Annotated in this window: 15 protein-coding genes; 10 read left to right on the top strand and 5 right to left on the bottom strand. The window is 64.3% G+C overall.

The window, feature by feature from the left end; genetic code table 11:
• The first annotated feature begins 20 nt into the window (after nt 1–20).
• The 10 genes from FJ490_RS20375 (at nt 21) to FJ490_RS20425 (ending at nt 10,980) form a co-directional block, all read left to right on the top strand.
• Nucleotides 21–500, top strand: coding sequence for a formate dehydrogenase subunit gamma (locus FJ490_RS20375; protein ID WP_140523707.1), 480 nt, complete (start codon nt 21–23; stop codon nt 498–500).
• Entirely contained in the window at nt 497–2,053 is a 1,557-nt protein-coding gene (locus FJ490_RS20380) for an NADH-quinone oxidoreductase subunit NuoF (RefSeq protein WP_140580495.1), read from the top strand. Before FJ490_RS20375 ends, FJ490_RS20380 begins: the two co-directional genes overlap by 4 nt.
• A gap of 10 nt (nt 2,054–2,063) precedes the next feature.
• Nucleotides 2,064–4,973 (top strand): formate dehydrogenase subunit alpha, encoded by a 2,910-nt coding sequence (fdhF, locus tag FJ490_RS20385; RefSeq protein ID WP_140728838.1) that lies wholly within the window; start codon nt 2,064–2,066, stop codon nt 4,971–4,973.
• Nucleotides 4,974–5,102: 129 nt separating this feature from the next.
• Nucleotides 5,103–5,933 carry a formate dehydrogenase accessory sulfurtransferase FdhD gene (gene fdhD, locus FJ490_RS20395; protein WP_140649431.1) on the top strand — a complete coding sequence of 277 codons (831 nt, stop codon included), beginning with the start codon at nt 5,103–5,105 and terminating at the stop codon, nt 5,931–5,933.
• Entirely contained in the window at nt 5,923–6,234 is a 312-nt protein-coding gene (locus tag FJ490_RS20400; protein WP_140559723.1) for a formate dehydrogenase subunit delta, read from the top strand. Before fdhD ends, FJ490_RS20400 begins: the two co-directional genes overlap by 11 nt.
• 112 nt (nt 6,235–6,346) lie before the next feature.
• Nucleotides 6,347–7,900, top strand: coding sequence for an alpha/beta fold hydrolase (locus tag FJ490_RS20405; protein WP_140497048.1), 1,554 nt, complete (start codon nt 6,347–6,349; stop codon nt 7,898–7,900).
• Nucleotides 7,901–8,007: 107 nt separating this feature from the next.
• Nucleotides 8,008–8,487, top strand: a complete 480-nt coding sequence (locus FJ490_RS20410; protein WP_140580500.1) for a carboxymuconolactone decarboxylase family protein — start codon at nt 8,008–8,010, stop codon at nt 8,485–8,487.
• Between the two features lie 18 nt (nt 8,488–8,505).
• On the top strand, nt 8,506–8,934 hold the full coding sequence (locus FJ490_RS20415) for a nuclear transport factor 2 family protein (protein WP_224518980.1): 429 nt from the start codon (nt 8,506–8,508) through the stop codon (nt 8,932–8,934).
• 33 nt (nt 8,935–8,967) lie between these two features.
• Nucleotides 8,968–9,282, top strand: coding sequence for a hypothetical protein (locus FJ490_RS20420; RefSeq protein WP_140580502.1), 315 nt, complete (start codon nt 8,968–8,970; stop codon nt 9,280–9,282).
• A 288-nt stretch (nt 9,283–9,570) separates the two neighbouring features.
• Nucleotides 9,571–10,980: an FAD-binding oxidoreductase gene (locus tag FJ490_RS20425; RefSeq protein WP_140657855.1), complete on the top strand. Its 1,410-nt coding sequence runs from the start codon at nt 9,571–9,573 to the stop codon at nt 10,978–10,980.
• Nucleotides 10,981–11,131: 151 nt separating this feature from the next.
• On the opposite strand, the gene FJ490_RS20430 is transcribed toward FJ490_RS20425, so the two are convergent.
• The 5 genes from FJ490_RS20430 to FJ490_RS20450 all read right to left on the bottom strand — a co-directional run bounded on the left by FJ490_RS20430 (nt 11,132) and on the right by FJ490_RS20450 (nt 17,008).
• Nucleotides 11,132–12,559, bottom strand: coding sequence for a gamma-aminobutyraldehyde dehydrogenase (locus tag FJ490_RS20430; protein WP_140657853.1), 1,428 nt, complete (start codon nt 12,557–12,559; stop codon nt 11,132–11,134).
• Nucleotides 12,560–12,661: 102 nt separating this feature from the next.
• Complete coding sequence (locus FJ490_RS20435) at nt 12,662–13,477, bottom strand: ABC transporter permease (RefSeq protein ID WP_140657851.1); 816 nt, start codon at nt 13,475–13,477, stop codon at nt 12,662–12,664.
• Nucleotides 13,467–14,432, bottom strand: coding sequence for an ABC transporter permease (locus FJ490_RS20440; protein ID WP_140556822.1), 966 nt, complete (start codon nt 14,430–14,432; stop codon nt 13,467–13,469). The genes FJ490_RS20435 and FJ490_RS20440 overlap by 11 nt, the downstream gene beginning before the upstream one ends.
• A gap of 223 nt (nt 14,433–14,655) precedes the next feature.
• Nucleotides 14,656–15,654, bottom strand: a complete 999-nt coding sequence (locus FJ490_RS20445; protein ID WP_140657849.1) for an ABC transporter ATP-binding protein — start codon at nt 15,652–15,654, stop codon at nt 14,656–14,658.
• A gap of 199 nt (nt 15,655–15,853) precedes the next feature.
• Nucleotides 15,854–17,008 carry an ABC transporter substrate-binding protein gene (locus FJ490_RS20450; RefSeq protein WP_140513012.1) on the bottom strand — a complete coding sequence of 385 codons (1,155 nt, stop codon included), beginning with the start codon at nt 17,006–17,008 and terminating at the stop codon, nt 15,854–15,856.
• Between the last annotated feature and the right edge of the window lie 65 nt (nt 17,009–17,073).

The following is a 17,073-nucleotide window of genomic DNA, read 5'->3' on the forward strand; positions in this document are numbered from 1 at the left end:
CCGACCAGGGAGGGCGCTGCGTGACGATGCAGCCTGCAAGTACCGAGATCGCATCGCGCACGGCCGCGATCATCCAGGAGCTGAAAGATCTCGAAGGTCCGCTGCTGCCGATCCTCCATAACATTCAGGAAGAGTTCGGCCATGTGCCGCAGGCAGCACTCCCGGTCATTGCCGACGGACTGAACCTTTCCAGAGCAGAGGTGCACGGCGTCGTCACCTTCTATCACGATTTCCGCGCCCGCCCGGCAGGCCGGCATGTGCTCAAGCTCTGCCAGGCCGAAGCTTGCCAGTCGATGGGTTCCGATGCGGTGGCCGCCAGGATCAAGCAATTGCTCGGCATTGATTTCCACGAGACGGCGAAAGACGGTTCGGTGACCCTGGAGCCGGTTTATTGCTTGGGACTGTGCGCCTGCTCGCCCTCGGCGATGCTCGATGGCGAGGTGATCGGGCGGCTCGACAACGAGAAGATCGAAGAGATCGTCGCGGAGGTGCGCTCATGATCCCGCGCATCTACATTCCCGGCGATTCCGGCGCGCTGGCGCTCGGTGCCGAAAGGGTCGCCAAGGCTGTTCGTGCTGAACTCGCCGAGCGCGGCGTTGAGGCCAAGATCGTCCGCAACGGGTCGCGCGGCGCCTATTTCCTAGAGCCTATGGTCGAGGTCGCCACAGCAAACGGCCGCGTCGCCTACGGGCCGGTGAAGCCGTCCGACGTCAAGAGCCTGTTCGACAATGGCTTTCTCACCGGCGGCCATCACAAGCGCTGGCTGGGCGCGCCGGACAAGATCCCGTTCCTGGCCAAGCAGACCCGTCTGACCTTCGCGCGCTGCGGCATCAACGACCCGCTGTCACTCGACGCCTATAAGTCGCTTGGCGGGCTGAAGGGCCTGCAGAACGCGGTGGCCATGGCCCCGGCAGAGATCGTCAGCCAGGTTACGGAGTCCGGCCTGCGCGGCCGCGGCGGCGCCGGCTTCCCGACCGGCATCAAATGGAAGACCGTGCTCGATACGACATCCGAGCGCAAATACATCGTCTGCAACGCCGACGAGGGCGACAGCGCCACCTTCGCCGACCGCATGATCATGGAGGGCGATCCCTTCGTGCTGATCGAAGGCATGGCGATCGCCGGCATCGCCACCGGCGCGACCAAGGGCTTCGTCTACATCCGCTCGGAATATCCGCATGCGGTGGCGGTCATGAACAAGGCCGTCGAGGTCGCCCGCAAGGCCGGCGTGCTCGGCGTCAGCGTGCTCGGTTCGGCCACCGCCTTCGACATGGAGATCCGCGTCGGCGCGGGCGCCTATGTCTGCGGCGAGGAGACCTCGCTTCTGAACAGCCTGGAAGGCAAACGCGGCGTGGTGCGCGCCAAGCCGCCGCTGCCGGCAATCCAGGGCCTTTTCGGCAAGCCGACGGTGATCAACAACGTCATCTCGCTGGCTTCGGTGCCCGTCATCATGGACAAGGGCGCCGCCTACTACAAGAATTTCGGCATGGGCCGCTCGCGCGGCACGATCCCGATCCAGATCGCCGGCAACGTCAAGCGCGGTGGCCTGTTCGAGGCGGCTTTCGGCATGACGCTGGGCGAAATCATCGACGATATCGGCGGCGGCACGGCCACCGGCCGGCCGGTGAAGGCGGTGCAGGTCGGCGGCCCGCTCGGCGCCTATTTTCCGCGCGCGCTGTTCGACACACCGTTCGACTATGAGGAATTCGCCAAGCGCGATGGACTGATCGGCCATGCCGGCATCACCGTATTCGACGACACCGCCGACATGCTGAAGCAGGCGCGCTTCGCCATGGAGTTCTGCGCCATCGAAAGCTGCGGCAAGTGCACGCCCTGCCGCATCGGCTCGACGCGCGGGGTGGAGACCATCGACAGGCTCGCCGCCGGCATAGAGCCGGAGAAGAACCTCGCCCTGGTTACCGATCTCTGCAACACGATGAAGTTCGGATCGCTCTGCGCGCTGGGCGGCTTCACGGCCTACCCGGTGATGAGCTCGATCACGCATTTCCCCGAGGATTTCAAGCCCGCGCCGGCGCGCGTGGCTGCTGAATAGGAGCTGGCAGATGAACATCAAGGCCGACTTCCCGACGCTTATCGAAGAGATCGATTACGGAACTCCGCAATCGAAGGCTGAGAAGCGGATCACGCTGACCGTCGACGGCCGCAGCATCAGCGTGCCGGAAGGCACGTCGATCATGCGCGCCGCGATGGAAAGCGGGGTCGAGATCCCGAAGCTATGCGCCACGGACATGCTGGACTCGTTCGGTTCCTGCCGCGTTTGCCTGGTCGAGATCGAAGGGCGCGGCGGCACGCCGGCGTCCTGCACGACGCCTGTCGGCGAAGGCATGGTGGTGCGCACGCGGTCGGAACGGCTCGACGCCATTCGCCGCGGCGTCATGGAGCTCTATGTCTCCGACCATCCGGTGGGCTGGAACGAGAAGGCCGGCACCGGCGCCAGTGAGTTCGACGCGGTGGCGAAGTCGGTTGGCCTGACCGAGAACCGCTACGGCGTCGAAGGCCGCAATCACGTCAAGGAGGATGGCGTCGCGCCCGGCCACGGCTCGCTGGCCGTCGACTACGTCGCGCGTGACGAATCCAATCCGTATTTCACCTATGATCCGGCGCAATGCATCGTCTGTTCGCGTTGCGTGCGGGCCTGCGAAGAGGTGCAGGGCACCTTCGCGCTGACGATCGAGGGCCGCGGCTTCGAATCGCGCATGGTCGCCGGCATGCACGAGGATTTCATCGCTTCCGAATGCGTGTCCTGCGGCGCCTGCGTGCAGGCCTGCCCGACCGATGCGCTGCGCGAGAAGACAGTGCTCGCCAAGGGCCTGCCGGAACGCTCGGCCGTCACCACCTGCGCCTATTGCGGCGTCGGCTGCTCGTTCAAGGCCGAAGTGAAGGACGACGAGGTCATCCGCATGATGCCCTACAAGGAGGGCAAGGCCAATCACGGCCATTCCTGCGTGAAGGGCCGCTTCGCCTATGGCTATGCCACTCACAAGGACCGCATCCTGTCGCCGATGATCCGCGAGAAGGTCAGCGATCCCTGGCGCGAAGTGAGTTGGGAGGAGGCGATCGCCCACACGGCCAAGGAGTTCCGCCGCATCCAGTACCAGTACGGACGTACGGCGATCGGCGGCATCACCTCGTCGCGTTGCACCAATGAGGAGACCTATCTGGTCCAGAAGCTGGTGCGCCAGGGCTTCCGCAACAACAATGTCGATACCTGCGCGCGCGTCTGCCATTCGCCGACCGGCTACGGGCTCGGCCAGACCTACGGCACCTCGGCCGGCACGCAGGATTTCGATTCCGTCGAATTCACCGACGTCGCCGTCATCATCGGCGCCAATCCGGCTTCCGCACACCCGGTGTTCGCCTCGCGGCTGAAGAAGCGGCTGCGCCAGGGCGCCAAGCTGATCGTGCTCGACCCGCGCCGCACCGAGATGGTCAAGTCGGCGCATGTCGAAGCCGACTACCACCTGCCGCTGAAGCCCGGCACCAATGTCGCCGTGCTGACGGCGCTGGCACATGTCATCGTCACCGAAGGCCTGTTCGACGAGGCCTTCATCCGCGAGCGCTGTGACTGGACGGAATTCCAGGACTGGGCGTCCTTCGTCGCCCTGCCGGAGAACAGCCCCGAAACCGTCGGCAAGCTGTCCGGCGTCGATCCCGAACTGATCCGCGGTGCGGCACGTCTCTACGCCAAGGGCGGCAACGGGGCGATCTACTACGGCCTCGGCGTCACCGAGCACAGCCAGGGCTCGACCACGGTGATGGCGATTGCCAATCTCGCCATGGCCACCGGCAATATCGGTCGCCCGGGCGTCGGCGTGAACCCGCTGCGCGGCCAGAACAACGTGCAGGGCTCGTGCGACATGGGCTCCTTCCCGCACGAACTGCCAGGCTATCGCCATGTCTCGGGCGACGCGGTGCGCGACATCTATGAAAGCCTGTGGGGCGTGAAGCTGGACGACGAACCCGGCCTGCGTATCCCCAACATGCTGGATGCCGCCGTCGACGGCTCCTTCAAGGGCATCTACATCCAGGGCGAGGACATCCTGCAGTCCGATCCCGACACCAAGCATGTCGCCGCCGGACTGGCCGCGATGGAATGCGTGGTCGTGCACGACCTTTTCCTCAACGAGACGGCGAACTACGCGCATGTGTTCCTGCCGGGCTCGACCTTCCTTGAGAAGGACGGCACCTTCACCAATGCCGAGCGCCGCATCAACATGGTGCGCAAGGTGCTGGAACCGAAGGCGCGTTACGCCGATTGGGAAGCGACGCAGGAGCTTGCCCGTTCCGTCGGGCTGGACTGGAACTATGCGCATCCGTCCGAGATCATGGACGAAATCGCCAAGACGACGCCGAGCTTCTCCGGCGTCTCCTTCGAGTTGCTCGACCGCCTCGGATCGGTGCAGTGGCCCTGCAATGAGAAGGCCCCTCTCGGCACCCCGGTCATGCATGTCGACGGCTTTGTGCGCGGCAAGGGCAAGTTCATCCGCACCGAATATGTGGCGACGGACGAGCGAACCGGGCCGCGCTTCCCGCTGCTTTTGACCACCGGCCGGATCCTGTCGCAGTACAATGTCGGCGCGCAAACGCGGCGCACCGACAATATCATGTGGCACTCCGAGGACCGGCTGGAGATCCATCCGCACGACGCCGAGAACCGCGGTTTGCGCGACGGCGACTGGGTGCGGCTGACCAGCCGCTCCGGCGAGACGACGCTGCGCGCGCAGATCACCGACAGGGTGTCACCGGGCGTGGTCTATACGACCTTCCACCATCCCGACACGCAGGCCAACGTCATCACCACGGACTTTTCGGACTGGGCGACCAACTGTCCGGAATATAAGGTGACGGCGGTGCAGGTCGGTGCCTCCAACGGACCATCGGAATGGCAACGCGACTATGACGAGCAAGCGCGCAACAGCCGCCGCATCGCCCCGCTGGAAGCGGCGGAGTAGAACTTGGACGAGGCATTCGACAATAAGAGCTTCAATCTTGATGGTTGATCGACCACCATTGCGTCGAGCTTCACTCGATACCTCTTCCCCGATCGACGGGGGAGAAGAAAGGCGCGAGGGGTGCGTCTCGTGACTCGCAAACGCCCCGCCATCACCGAAATGTCCCGTCTCGCTCGCCGCGCCAGCGGCACGGCAGCGGCCCGCCGCATGGTGCCGGAAGAAACGCCGGTGGCGTTCTCCTTTGCCGGCACGACGCACGCGGTGATGATGGCGAGCCCGGCCGATTTGAAGGATTTCGCGCTCGGTTTCTCGCTGACCGAAGGCATCATCGCTTCATCCGACGAAATCGAGGCGATCGAGGTCGAGGATCTCGGCGCCGGCATCGACATCCAGATTCGACTGAAGGACCAGGCCAACACGCGCTTCGAGGCGCGGCGGCGCAGGCTCGCCGGACCGGTTGGCTGCGGGCTGTGCGGCATCGAATCCATCGAGGAAGCGATGCGCTCGGTCGATACAGTTGGTGCGTCTAAACTTACGCTTGATGCCGGCGACATCGTCCGTTCCGTCAAGCTTCTCGCCAAGATGCAGCCGCTGCACAGCGAGACGGGCGCGGTGCACGCCGCCGGCTTCTATATCCCCGGCAAGGGCACCGTCATTGCGCGCGAGGATGTCGGCCGTCACAACGCACTGGACAAGCTGGCCGGCGCATTGGCCAAGGCCGGCATCGACGGCGCGACCGGCGCGGTGGTGGTGACGTCGCGCGTCTCCGTCGAGATGGTGCAGAAGACGGCGACGATCGGCTCGCCCTTCATCATTGCCGTCTCTGCGCCGACCGCGCTCGCCGTCCGCACCGCCGAACAGGCCGGCATGACGCTGGTGGCCTTGGTTCGCGGCGACGATTTCGATATTTTCACCCATCCGGACCGGGTGGTTCGCGGAGTTGCCAAACATGTCGCATGACGAAGACCACATCATGAGCACCAGCGAGAAGCTGGTGCGGATGGCCAACCAGATCGCGGCCTTTTTCCACTCCAGGCCGCGCGAAGAAGGCGTGGCCGGGGTGGCCGAGCATATCAACAAATTCTGGGAGCCGAGGATGCGGCGTCAGTTCTTCGAGATGCTGGACAGCGGCGGCGACGGCTTCGATGAACTCGTCGTGGCTGCCTCGACCAGGATCAAGCGGCCGGTCTCGCCCGCCGAGGCCGATCTGAAGCTCGGGCTCAAGCTTCCCCCAGGCGACGTAGCCGTCTCGCAAAAATAGCCATTGGTTCGCGTCCGCTTATATTTCCTTCCGCTAAAGTTTAAGCTGCCGCACGCGACGCAGCTCTGCTATGGTCAGCGATCCGAAATCGCCAGGCCGGGCGGAACAACTCGTGAGGCCGATCGAGACCCGATACGCCCGTAGCGGCGATGTGCGGATCGCCTATCAGGTGGTCGGCCAAGGCGCGTTCGATCTCGTCTTCGTGCCGGGCTTCATCTCCAATCTCGACCTGCATTGGGAGGATGAAGGCTATAGCAGGCTGCTGAAACGGCTTTCCGCCTTCTCAAGGCTGATCCTGTTCGACAAGCGCGGCACCGGCCTGTCCGACCGCGTCGATGCCAACCATCTCCCCAGCCTCGAAACGCGCATGGACGACGTGCGTGCGGTGATGGACGCGGCCGGCAGCGGCCGCGCGGCCCTGCTCGGCGCCTCGGAAGGCGCTCCGATGGCCATGCTGTTCGCCGCCACGTATCCGGAGCGGACGCGCGCCCTGGCGCTCTATGGCGGCTATGCCCATTTCCACCGATGGGTAATGCCGCCGGAACGGCTGGAGGCATTCATCGCGACGACGGAAACCGCCTGGGGCACAGGCGCCACCTTGCCGCATTTTGCGCCCGGCCGCGTCGAAGACAGTCACTTTGCCGCCTGGTGGTCGCGATTCGAGCGGCTGTCGGCAAGTCCAACGGCGGCGGCGGCGCTGGCGCGCATGAATGCCGGCATAGACGTGCGCGGCATACTCTCGGCGATCAGCGCGCCGACGCTGCTGATCCACCGCCGCAACGACGCGCGCGTCGATCCCGATGCCAGCCGCTTTCTCGCCCGGAAAATCCCGAACGCCCGGCTTGTCGAAATCCCCGGGCGCGACCACCCGGTGTGGACCGGTGATGTCGACCGGGTCGCCGACCTGATCGAGGAATTCCTGACCGGCGAGCCGGCCGTGGCCGACAGCGAGCGCGTGCTCGCCGCATTGCTGGTGACGCGTATCTACGATACGGCGCGCCTCGGCGATCGCATGTGGAGCGAGCGCAGCCAGCGATTCCAGGAGACCTGGCGATTGCTGGTGGGGCGCCATGGCGGACGTGTCGCAGGCACGCATGGCGAGCTGATGATCTCGCGCTTCGACGGTCCGGCGCGCGCCATACGCTGCGCGGCGGCATTGCGCGAAGCGGCGCAGGAGATCGGTGTGGCCAGTGCACAGGGCGTGCATGTCGGCGAGATCGAGATGCGCGGACCGCCGGTCGGCTTGACTGCACGCGTGACCATACAACTTGCGGCCCATGCCAGCCGCGGCGAGATCCTGGCGTCGCGGCTGGTTTCCGACCTGGCGACCGGCTCCGGCCTACACTTCATCGATGGCGGACGCATTGCGCTCGACGAGTTGGACGAGCCGTTGGCGTTTGTTCTTGCGACGTCCGAGCAGCATCTGGAACCCGCCTGCCGATCCAAGCCCAGGCCTGCCGAACCGGCCGCGCTGACGGCGCGCGAAAGCGAGGTGGTGAGCCTGATCGCCGACGGCAAAAGCAATGCCGCGATCGCCGCCGAGCTCAACCTCAGCGAGCATACGGTCAAGCGTCACGTCGCCAACATATTGCTCAAGCTCGACCTGCCGTCGCGGGCGGCGGCGGCCGCGTTTTCGGCACGGAACCCTGGCCCGCACGGGCCATAAAGGCCATGGCGCTTTCGGGCGAAGCGGCCGATGGCGTCGGGGATTATCAATTCTTCCCATGCAGGCCAGGCGATATCGCCGTGACGGTACTGCGAAGGGAGGATGAAATGGTGAAATCAAGTCGCAAGACCAGATTGCTCGTCATCGCGGCCGGCGTCGGCGCCTTGCTGGCCCTGGCTCCGGCGCGGGCCGAGGATGCCTCGGCGACGGCAGCATACAAGGACATAGAGGCCACGCTCGGCTCCGTACCGGACATGTTCAGGACTTTGCCTGACGTGGCGGTCGCCGGTGCCTGGGCCGAGATAAAGTCGATGCAGCTCAACCCCAAGACCGCACTCGACGGCAAGACCAAGGAACTCATCGGGCTTGCCGTCGCCTCGCAGATTCCTTGCCAGTACTGCGTCTACTTCCACACCGAGGCCGCCAAGCTCAACGGCGCGACCGACGAGGAGATCAAGGAAGCGGTGGCGATGGCGGCGATCGTTCGCCACTGGTCGACGATGCTCAACGGCAGCCAGGTCGACCTCACAGCCTTCAAGAAGCAGACCGACGACGTGTTCGCGGCCGTGAAGGCCAAGTCGCAGTGACACTATCGCTGCACGGCGATGACCGCCGGGCAGCACTTTGCTCATCAACCGCCCGATCGGGAAGACGGGCCCATGGAGGACGAAATGCTGACCAAGACACAGACCGTTGACGGCGCGGCAATCAAGAAAGCCATCGAAGGGCGCGACGGACAGATGCTGTCGAGCTTTTACGCCGACGATGCGGTGTTGCGGGTCGTCGACCGCAATAATCCGCCGAGCAAGCCGCGCGAGATCCGCGGCCGAGCGGCGATCAGCACATTCTGGGACGACATCTGCAGCCGGGCAATGACCCACAAGGTCGATACCACCATTGCCGATGGCGACAATCTCGCCTTCACGCAAGCCTGCGCCTACCCGGACGGGACCAAGGTGTTCTGTGCGGCGATGCTGGAACTCAAGGGCGGGCGGATTGCACGGCAGACGGTCGTGCAGGCCTGGGACGAGTAAGCGGCATCAGCCGCATCTTCGGAGGAGGAAAACATGTTCAGCGCCAGATGGCAGATCGACGCCAGGTTCGGACACAAGCAGACCGTGCTCGACCTCATGCGGAAATGGGAATCCGAGATCGGTTCGCAGGTCGGCGTCGCCGACCTGAAGTTCCAGATCATGACGGGTTCGATCGGCGCGCGGGAGGCGACGGTCGAATCTCACCACCAGGTCGAAAGCCTGGCCCAGTTGGAAGAGTTCTTCGCCAGGATCGGCAAGATCGACGCGCATGCCAAATGGGGCAAGGAGATCGAGCCTTACGTCGTGTCGGGCACCAGCCTCTGGCAGATTTTCCGCATCGTCGAATAATGCATGTCGCCCAAAGGTGCCCATAGAACAACGATCTGAAGCGCGCCGCATCGGTCCCTTTCGACGCGACGCGCTTTCGCTACCATGACGGCTTCCGCCTGCCCGCTATGGCTCTCCCGGGCCATTTCCCCACTGGCCCTTTCGGGCGAAGCAGCGAGGAGCCGGATCGGTGCAATGTGCTCTCCTGCACCATCCTGCGCACCCGACGGATGGACGGCACAAGCAAAGCAACAAGATAAATCGTCGCGTCGAAACCATATGGCGCGGGCGCGATCAGGGAGGAAACCGATGACCGACGAAACCTATGCAAAACTGCGTGAAGGCTTGCGCGGAGAGCTGATCCTGCGCGGCGAAGCCGGCTATGAGGAGGCCCGCAAGGTCTACAACGGCATGATCGACAAGAGTCCGGCGCTGATTGCACGCTGCGTCGATGTCGCCGACGTGATCGCCGCTGTAAGGTTCGCGCGCATAAACGACCTCCTCATCGCCGTGCGCAGCGGCGGCCACAACGGCGCGGGATTGGGGATTTGCGACAACGGTCTCGTCATCGACCTGTCGATGATGAAAGGCGTCCATGTCGACCCGAAAACCCGCACCGTGAGGGTCGCGCCCGGCTGCACTTCGGGCGACGTGGACCACGCCACCCATCCTTTCGCGCTCGCCGTTCCGTTCGGCATCGTTTCGACCACGGGCGTCGCCGGCCTTACCCTCGGTGGAGGAACCGGCTATCTCACGCGCAAATACGGCCTCACCATCGATAATCTGATCGAGGCCGATCTGGTGCTGGCCAATGGCAGCATGGCGAAGGCCAGCAAAAGCGAGAATCCCGACCTGTTCTGGGCGCTCCGGGGCGGCGGCGGCAATTTTGGCGTGGTAACCAGCTTCCTGTTCCAGGCTCATCCGGTGAACATGATCTTCGGCGGTCCGGTGTTCTGGGACGCCAGGCACGCGTCGGCGGTCATGCGTACCTATCGCGACTACCTGCCGGAAGCGCCGGAAGACCTCGGCGCTTTCGTCGGCCTCAAATCCGTCCCTTCGAGCGATCCTTTCCCGCGCGAGCATTGGGGCAAGCGCGCCTGTGCCATCATCTCGTGCTACAACGGCACGGAGGAGGACGGGCGCAAGGCCATGGCGCCGCTGCTGGACACCTTGCCGCCGCCAATGTTCAACTGGATGGGCGTAATGCCGTTCCCGGCGATGCAGTCGCTATTCGACCCGCTCCTTCCGAAAGGCCTGCAATGGTACTGGAAGGGCGATTTCGTCAAGTCGCTTCCCGACGAAGCGATCGCGACCCATATCGCCCAGGCCGCCCAGGCGCCCAGCGAATTGTCGCTTATGCATCTATACCCGATTGACGGCGCCGTCCGCCGCGTCGGCAAGGACGAGACCGCCTGGAACGCGCGTGACGCAAGCTGGTCGATGGTCATCGCCGCCATCGACCCCGATCCGGGCAAAGCCGCCGACCTGACCGCGTGGGCACGGAATTACTGGGCGAGCGTCCATCCCCATAATGGCGAGGGCGGCTACGTGAACTTCATGATGGACGATGAAGGAGACGCGCGCTTGCAGGCGAGCTATGGCGGAAATTACGAGCGGCTGAGCCAGGTTAAGCGAACCTACGACCCATCCAATGTCTTCCGGGTCAACCTGAACATCAAGCCTGCGACATCGGCGATGCCGGGCCGGACGGCCGCGTAGTGCCGGGGTCTCGCCGCTGATGCCGTTCGGCGGCCGTGCCTGTCAAATGCAGCGCAATCGCGAAGTGGAATGGCGCTGACGACCCTCTCAAGCGGGGTCGCCGGCGCCGGCCACAGCCATATAAGATCTGCCTTTGCCGGAAGGAGACAGATTACCCGTGCGCCACCATCACATGGCGCACGGCGGTATAATCCTCCAGCGCGTAGAGCGACATGTCCTTGCCGTAACCGGACTGCTTCAGCCCGCCATGCGGCATCTCGTTGGTCAGCATGAAGTGGGTGTTGATCCAGGTGCAGCCATATTGCAGGCGAGCGGCCGTCGCCATGGCGCGCGAGACGTCCCTGGTCCACACCGACGATGCCAGCCCATAATCGCTGTCATTGGCCCAGTTCACCGCCTCGTCGACTTCCGTGAAACGGGTGACCGAGACCACCGGGCCGAAGACTTCGCGGCGCACGATCTCGTCCTCCTGCAAGGCGCCGGCGACGACGGTCGGCTGGTAGTAGAAGCCGGTGCCCTCGCCCGGCTTGCCGCCGGTGGTGATCTCGATGTGCTTCAATTCCGAGGCGCGCTCGACGAAGCTCGAGACACGGTCGCGTTGGCGGCGCGAGATCAGCGGGCCGATCTCGTTCTCGGCATCGTCCGGCAGATTGTACTTGATGGTCGACACGGCCGAGGAGAGATCGGCGACGAGCTTGTCGTAGACCTTCTTGCCGGCATAGATGCGGCAGGCGGCGGTGCAGTCCTGGCCGGCATTGTAGTAGCCGAAGGCGCGCAGGCCGTTGACCACGGCGCCGAGGTCGGCATCATCGAAGACGATGACCGGGGCCTTGCCGCCGAGTTCCAGATGCGTGCGCTTGACCGACTTGGCGGCCGCCTGCAGCACCTTCTTGCCGGTGGCGACATCGCCGGTGATCGAGATCATGTTGACCTTGGGATGGTTGATCAGCGTATTGCCGACGCTGTCGCCGCGTCCGAGCACGACATTGACGACCCCTTCGGGCAGGATTTCGGCCAGGATCTTCGCCAGTTTCAGCGCCGTCAGCGGCGTCTGTTCCGACGGTTTGAAGACGACCGTATTGCCGCCGCCGATCGCCGGCGCCAGCTTCCAGGCCATCATCATCAACGGGTAATTCCACGGCGCGATGGAAGCGACGATGCCGATCGGATCGCGCCGGACCATCGAGGTGTGGCCCGGCAGGTATTCGCCGGCTACCTGGCCTGGCATGGAGCGGACGGCGCCGGCGAAGAAACGGTAGCAGTCGACGATCGCCGGGATTTCATCATTGAGCACGGCATTGATCGGCTTGCCGCAGTTCAGCGCCTCGAGCGCCGCGAATTCCCTGGCTTCGGCCTCTATGCGGTCGGCGATCTTAAGGAGATAGCCCGAGCGCTGCGCGGGCGTGGTACGCGACCAAGCCGTGAACGCCTTCCCGGCAGCCGTCACCGCCGCCTCGATCTGCGCCGGGCTCGCCTCGGGGAGATTGAGAATGGTCGCCCCGGTCTTCGGATCGAGGACCGGCTCCTCGGTCTCGGTGCCTTTCTCGAACTTCGAGCCGATCAGCATCTGGGTGTCCATTGGGTTCTCCTTGAAGAGGAGCGAGTGGCGAATAGTGAGTAGCGAATAGGGTTTGGCTAACGATTTCCCTCTTCGCTACTCGCTATTTCCTATTCGCTGTTTTCATTTCCCGCTGCCGGCGATCTGGTCGCCGTCGCGGGTCAGGTAATAGGCGGCGAGGATCGGCAGCAGCGTCACCAGCACTACCACCATCGCCACGACATTGGTGACCGGGCGCTGGCGCGGGCGGATCAGTTCTTCAAGCATCCAGATCGGCAGCGTCTGCTGCTGGCCGGCGGTGAAGGTGGTGACGATGACCTCGTCGAACGACAGCGCGAAGGCCAGCATGCCGCCGGCAAGCAGCGCCGTGGCGATGTTGGGCAACACGATATGCCGGAAGGTCTGGAAACCATCCGCGCCGAGATCCATCGAGGCCTCGATCATCGAGCCCGAGGTGCGGCGGAAGCGGGCAACGGCATTGTTGTAGACGACAACCACGCAGAAGGTGGCGTGGCCGAGCACGATCGTCCAGAACGAGAACGGAATGTCGGCCAGCGCGAAAGCCGAACGCAGCGCAATGCCGGTGATGATGCCGGGCAGCGCGATCGGCAGGATGACCAGCAGCGAAATGGTTTCACGGCCGAAGAATTTCGTCCGTGACACCGCGGCGGCGCACAGCGTGCCGAGAACCAGCGCGATGGCCGTTGAGATGGCGGCGACGCGCACCGAGAGCGACAGCGCTTGCCACACGTCCGGCCGGTTCCAGGTGACGGCGAACCACTGCGTGGTGAGCCCCGGCGGCGGCCAGACGAAGCTCTTCTCTTCGGTCGTGAAGGCATAGACGAAGATCAGCAGGATCGGCAGATGCAGGAACAGCAGGCTGCAGGCCGCAGCGATCTTCAGGCCAAGCGGAGCCGATTGGGCACGGTCAGAGCGCATCGAAGGCCCCCATGCGCTTGGCGCCCCAGAGATAGAAGCCCATGATGACGATGGGCACGACCGTGAAGGCGGCGGCGAGCGGGATGTTGCCGGCCGTGCCTTGCTGCGAATAGACGGCCTGGCCGATGAACAGGCGCGACGTGCCGATGATCTGCGGGATGATGTAGTCGCCCAATGTCAGCGAAAAGGTGAAGATCGAGCCGGCGACGATGCCGGGCAGCGCCAGCGGGAACAGCACATTGCGAAAAGTCTGGCCGGGCGACGCGCCAAGGTCGGAAGAGGCTTCGACCAGATTGCCGGGCACGCGCTCGAGGGCTGCCTGCACCGGCAGGATCATGAAGGGCAGCCAGACATAGACGAAAACGATAAAGGTGCCGGTGAACGACACCGACAGCGAGTTGCCGCCGACGACCGGCAGCGACAGCCAGGCGTCAAGCAGCCACAACAGGTTCAGCTTGGCGAGCAGCCAGGTGAGAATGCCTTCCTTGGCCAGGATCAGTTTCCAGGCGTAGATCTTGACCAGGTAGCTCGACCACAGCGGCAGCATGACGCCGAGATAGAATAGCGCCTTCCAGCGGCCGCGCGCATAGCGCGCCGCGTAGTAGGCGATGGGGAAAGCGACGACGGCCGAGACCAGGGTCACCAGGGCTGCCATCGTCACCGTGCGCAGGATGATGTCGAGATTGGCGGCCTGCAACAGGTCGCCATAGGTCTTCAACGTGAACTCACGATTGATGAGGCCGGAGAACTCGTCGATCGAGAAAAAGCTCTGCGCCAAAAGAGCGAACAACGAGCCGATATAGACGATGCCGAGCCACAGGACCGGCGGCAGCAGCATAAGCAGAAGGAGCAGTTGCGGCCTGCGCCAGAAGAGGTCGGAGAGCGCGCCGCGTATGCCGCCGCTGCCGGGCAGGATGGCAGGGGCTGGGCTGGGGGTGAGCGCGGCAATGGTCATGGGGCCGCCGTGTGCTGAAGAGAATTATATGAGAGGCCGCGTTCTGCGTCGCCCCCCTCTGTCCTGCCGGACATCTCCCCCTCACGGGGGGAGATTGGCAATTTCTCGGCCTCGCCAATTCTGCGACGTTGGAAATTGGCGAAACCCGAAAGGGCAGCCAATCTCCCCCCTTGAGGGGGAGATGTCCGGCAGGACAGAGGGGGGTGCTTCGCGCAAGCCTTCATCACACCGGCTCGTCCATCAAATGCAGGCTCTCGCGGTTGAAGGTGAGCACCACCGCCTCGCCTTCCCTGGGCAAGGCCGTACCGGCAGGCACGATGGCGTGCAATTTCAGACCGTCGGCATCGAGCGCCAGCCTGGTGGTCGCCCCGAGATAGTTAGTTGAGACGAGGCGCGCGGCGACGCCCTCGCCGCTCGCCGCGCGGCCGACGCGGATGGATTCGGGGCGCAGGCTGCCCCAGCCGCGCTGGCCGCAATAACGCTGGACGAAATCCGGCGGCAGCACGTTGGAGGAACCGACGAAATCAGCGACGAAGCGAGTGCTCGGCCGCTGGTAGATATCTTCCGGCGTGCCGATCTGCATGATCCTGCCGTCGTTGAAGACGGCGACGCGATCGGCCATCGACAGCGCCTCGCCCTGATCGTGAGTGACGAAGACGAAGGTTATGCCGAGCGCCTTTTGCAGCGACTTCAGTTCTTCCTGCATGTTCTCGCGCAGTTTGAGGTCGAGTGCGCCGAGCGGCTCGTCGAGCAGCAGCACCTTGGGCTGGTTGACCAGTGCGCGGGCCAGCGCGACGCGCTGGCGCTGGCCGCCGGAAAGCTGGCCGGGGCGGCGGACGCCGTAGCCGGGCAGCCTGACCAGCGACAGCGCCTCTTCCGCTGCCTTGTGCCGCCCGGCCTTGCCGACGCCCTTGACCATCAATCCGTAGGCGACATTGTCGAGCACATTGAGATGCGGGAACAGCGCATAGTCCTGGAAGACAGTGTTGACGTTGCGGCGATAAGGCGGAACGCCCTCGGCGCGCTCGCCGAAGATCGAGATCGAACCCGCCGTCGGCTGCTCGAAACCGGCAATGAGGCGCAGGCAGGTCGTCTTGCCGGAACCGGACGGCCCGAGCATGGCGAAGAACTCGCCAGGTACGATTTCGAGGTCGACCGTGTCGACGGCGCGCACGCTGCCGAAATGGCGCGAGACTTTTTGAAAGGAAACGGCTGAGGTCATGGGGTGTCAGTCTCTTGCCGATTGGGTTCTCTTCGGTCGCCCGCAATCGTGGCTGGACGGCGAACGCGCGCCACTTACCTCCCCTCGATGCGGGAGGTCGCGGCGAAGTCGCGGGTGGGGGTGCTCTGGCACAGACCGCCGCGACGCCCCGCCCCGACGCTGCGCGTCGACCCTCCCCACAAGGGGAGGGTGAAGAAAATCATCGCCCGCCGATGACGCCGATATAGTCCGACACCCAGCGGTAATAGGGCACGCACTGGTCGTTCTGGGTGGCGCATTTGGTCACCGGCGTCTTCCAGAACTTGATCTTGTCGAAGTTTTCGTAGCCGTTGGTCTTGCAGCCTTCGTCGGTCAGGAGCTCGTTGCCCTTGCAGGCGGCGGGGACGACCGGCAGCGAGCCGAACCAGGCCGAGACGTCGCCCTGCACCTTGGGCGAAAGCGAGTGTTCGAGCCACATATAGGCGCAGTTCGGATGTGCCGCGTCGGCCTCCATCATAGTGGTGTCGGCCCAGCCGGTGACGCCTTCCTCCGGCACGGTCGAGGCGATGGGCTTCTTGGCCGCGATCAGCGTGTTGACCTGGTATGGCCACGAGCCGGAGGCAACCACGCCTTCGTTCTGGAAATCGTCGACCTGGATGGCGGCATCGTGCCAGTAGCGGCCGACCAGCGTGCGCTGGACGCGCAGCAACTCGAGCGCGGCCTTGTACTGGTCCTCGTTCAACTCGTAGGGGTCCTTGATGCCGAGCTCCGGCTTGTGGAACATCAGGTAGTTGGCGGCATCGGCGATGTGGATCGGGCCGTCATAGGCCTGGACGCGGCCCTTGTTTGATTTGCCGTCCGGCAGCTTCATCTCCTCGAAGACGATGTTCCAGCTCTTGGGCGCTTCCTTGAAGACATCGGTATTGTACATCAGGACGTTCGGCCCCCACTGGTAGGGGACGCCATAATGAACCTTGTCGACGGTGAACCAGGGGGCGTCCTTGATGCGGTCGTCGACCGTCTTCCAACTCGGGATGAGGTCGGTGTTGATCGGCTGCACGCGCTTGCCGGCAACGAGGCGCAGCGATGCATCGCCCGAAGCGGTGACGAGGTCGAAGCCGCCCTCGTTCATCAGCGAGACCATCTCGTCCGACGTGTTGGCGGTCTTGACGTTGACCTTGCAGCCGCTTTCCTTCTCGAAGGCGGTGACCCAGTCATAGCCCTTGTCGGTTTCGCCACGCTCGATATAGCCCGGCCAGGCGACGATATCGACCTCGCCTTCACCCTTGCCGAGTTCCGTGACCTGAGCGATGGCCTGGCCGGAGAAGGTCAGCGCGACCGTCAATGCAGTGCATGACTTCAGGAATGAATTCATCATCGATCTCCCATTGATAGGCCCGCGCTTCGGCGGCGGCTTTGTTCCCTGAAGCGAAGTTGCTG

Source organism: Mesorhizobium sp. B2-5-11, from assembly GCF_006440835.1.
Taxonomy (GTDB): Bacteria; Pseudomonadota; Alphaproteobacteria; order Rhizobiales; family Rhizobiaceae; genus Mesorhizobium.

Coding starts and splice junctions, on each gene's coding strand:
- FJ490_RS20415 (WP_224518980.1), top strand. CDS start 8,506: ATGACCGCCGGGCAGCACTTTGCTCATCAACCGCCCGATCGGGAAGAC.
- FJ490_RS20445 (WP_140657849.1), bottom strand. CDS start 15,654: ATGACCTCAGCCGTTTCCTTTCAAAAAGTCTCGCGCCATTTCGGCAGC.
- FJ490_RS20450 (WP_140513012.1), bottom strand. CDS start 17,008: ATGAATTCATTCCTGAAGTCATGCACTGCATTGACGGTCGCGCTGACC.
- FJ490_RS20440 (WP_140556822.1), bottom strand. CDS start 14,432: ATGACCATTGCCGCGCTCACCCCCAGCCCAGCCCCTGCCATCCTGCCC.
- FJ490_RS20420 (WP_140580502.1), top strand. CDS start 8,968: ATGTTCAGCGCCAGATGGCAGATCGACGCCAGGTTCGGACACAAGCAG.
- FJ490_RS20435 (WP_140657851.1), bottom strand. CDS start 13,477: ATGCGCTCTGACCGTGCCCAATCGGCTCCGCTTGGCCTGAAGATCGCT.
- FJ490_RS20410 (WP_140580500.1), top strand. CDS start 8,008: ATGGTGAAATCAAGTCGCAAGACCAGATTGCTCGTCATCGCGGCCGGC.
- fdhF (WP_140728838.1), top strand. CDS start 2,064: ATGAACATCAAGGCCGACTTCCCGACGCTTATCGAAGAGATCGATTAC.
- FJ490_RS20430 (WP_140657853.1), bottom strand. CDS start 12,559: ATGGACACCCAGATGCTGATCGGCTCGAAGTTCGAGAAAGGCACCGAG.
- FJ490_RS20400 (WP_140559723.1), top strand. CDS start 5,923: ATGTCGCATGACGAAGACCACATCATGAGCACCAGCGAGAAGCTGGTG.
- FJ490_RS20425 (WP_140657855.1), top strand. CDS start 9,571: ATGACCGACGAAACCTATGCAAAACTGCGTGAAGGCTTGCGCGGAGAG.
- FJ490_RS20380 (WP_140580495.1), top strand. CDS start 497: ATGATCCCGCGCATCTACATTCCCGGCGATTCCGGCGCGCTGGCGCTC.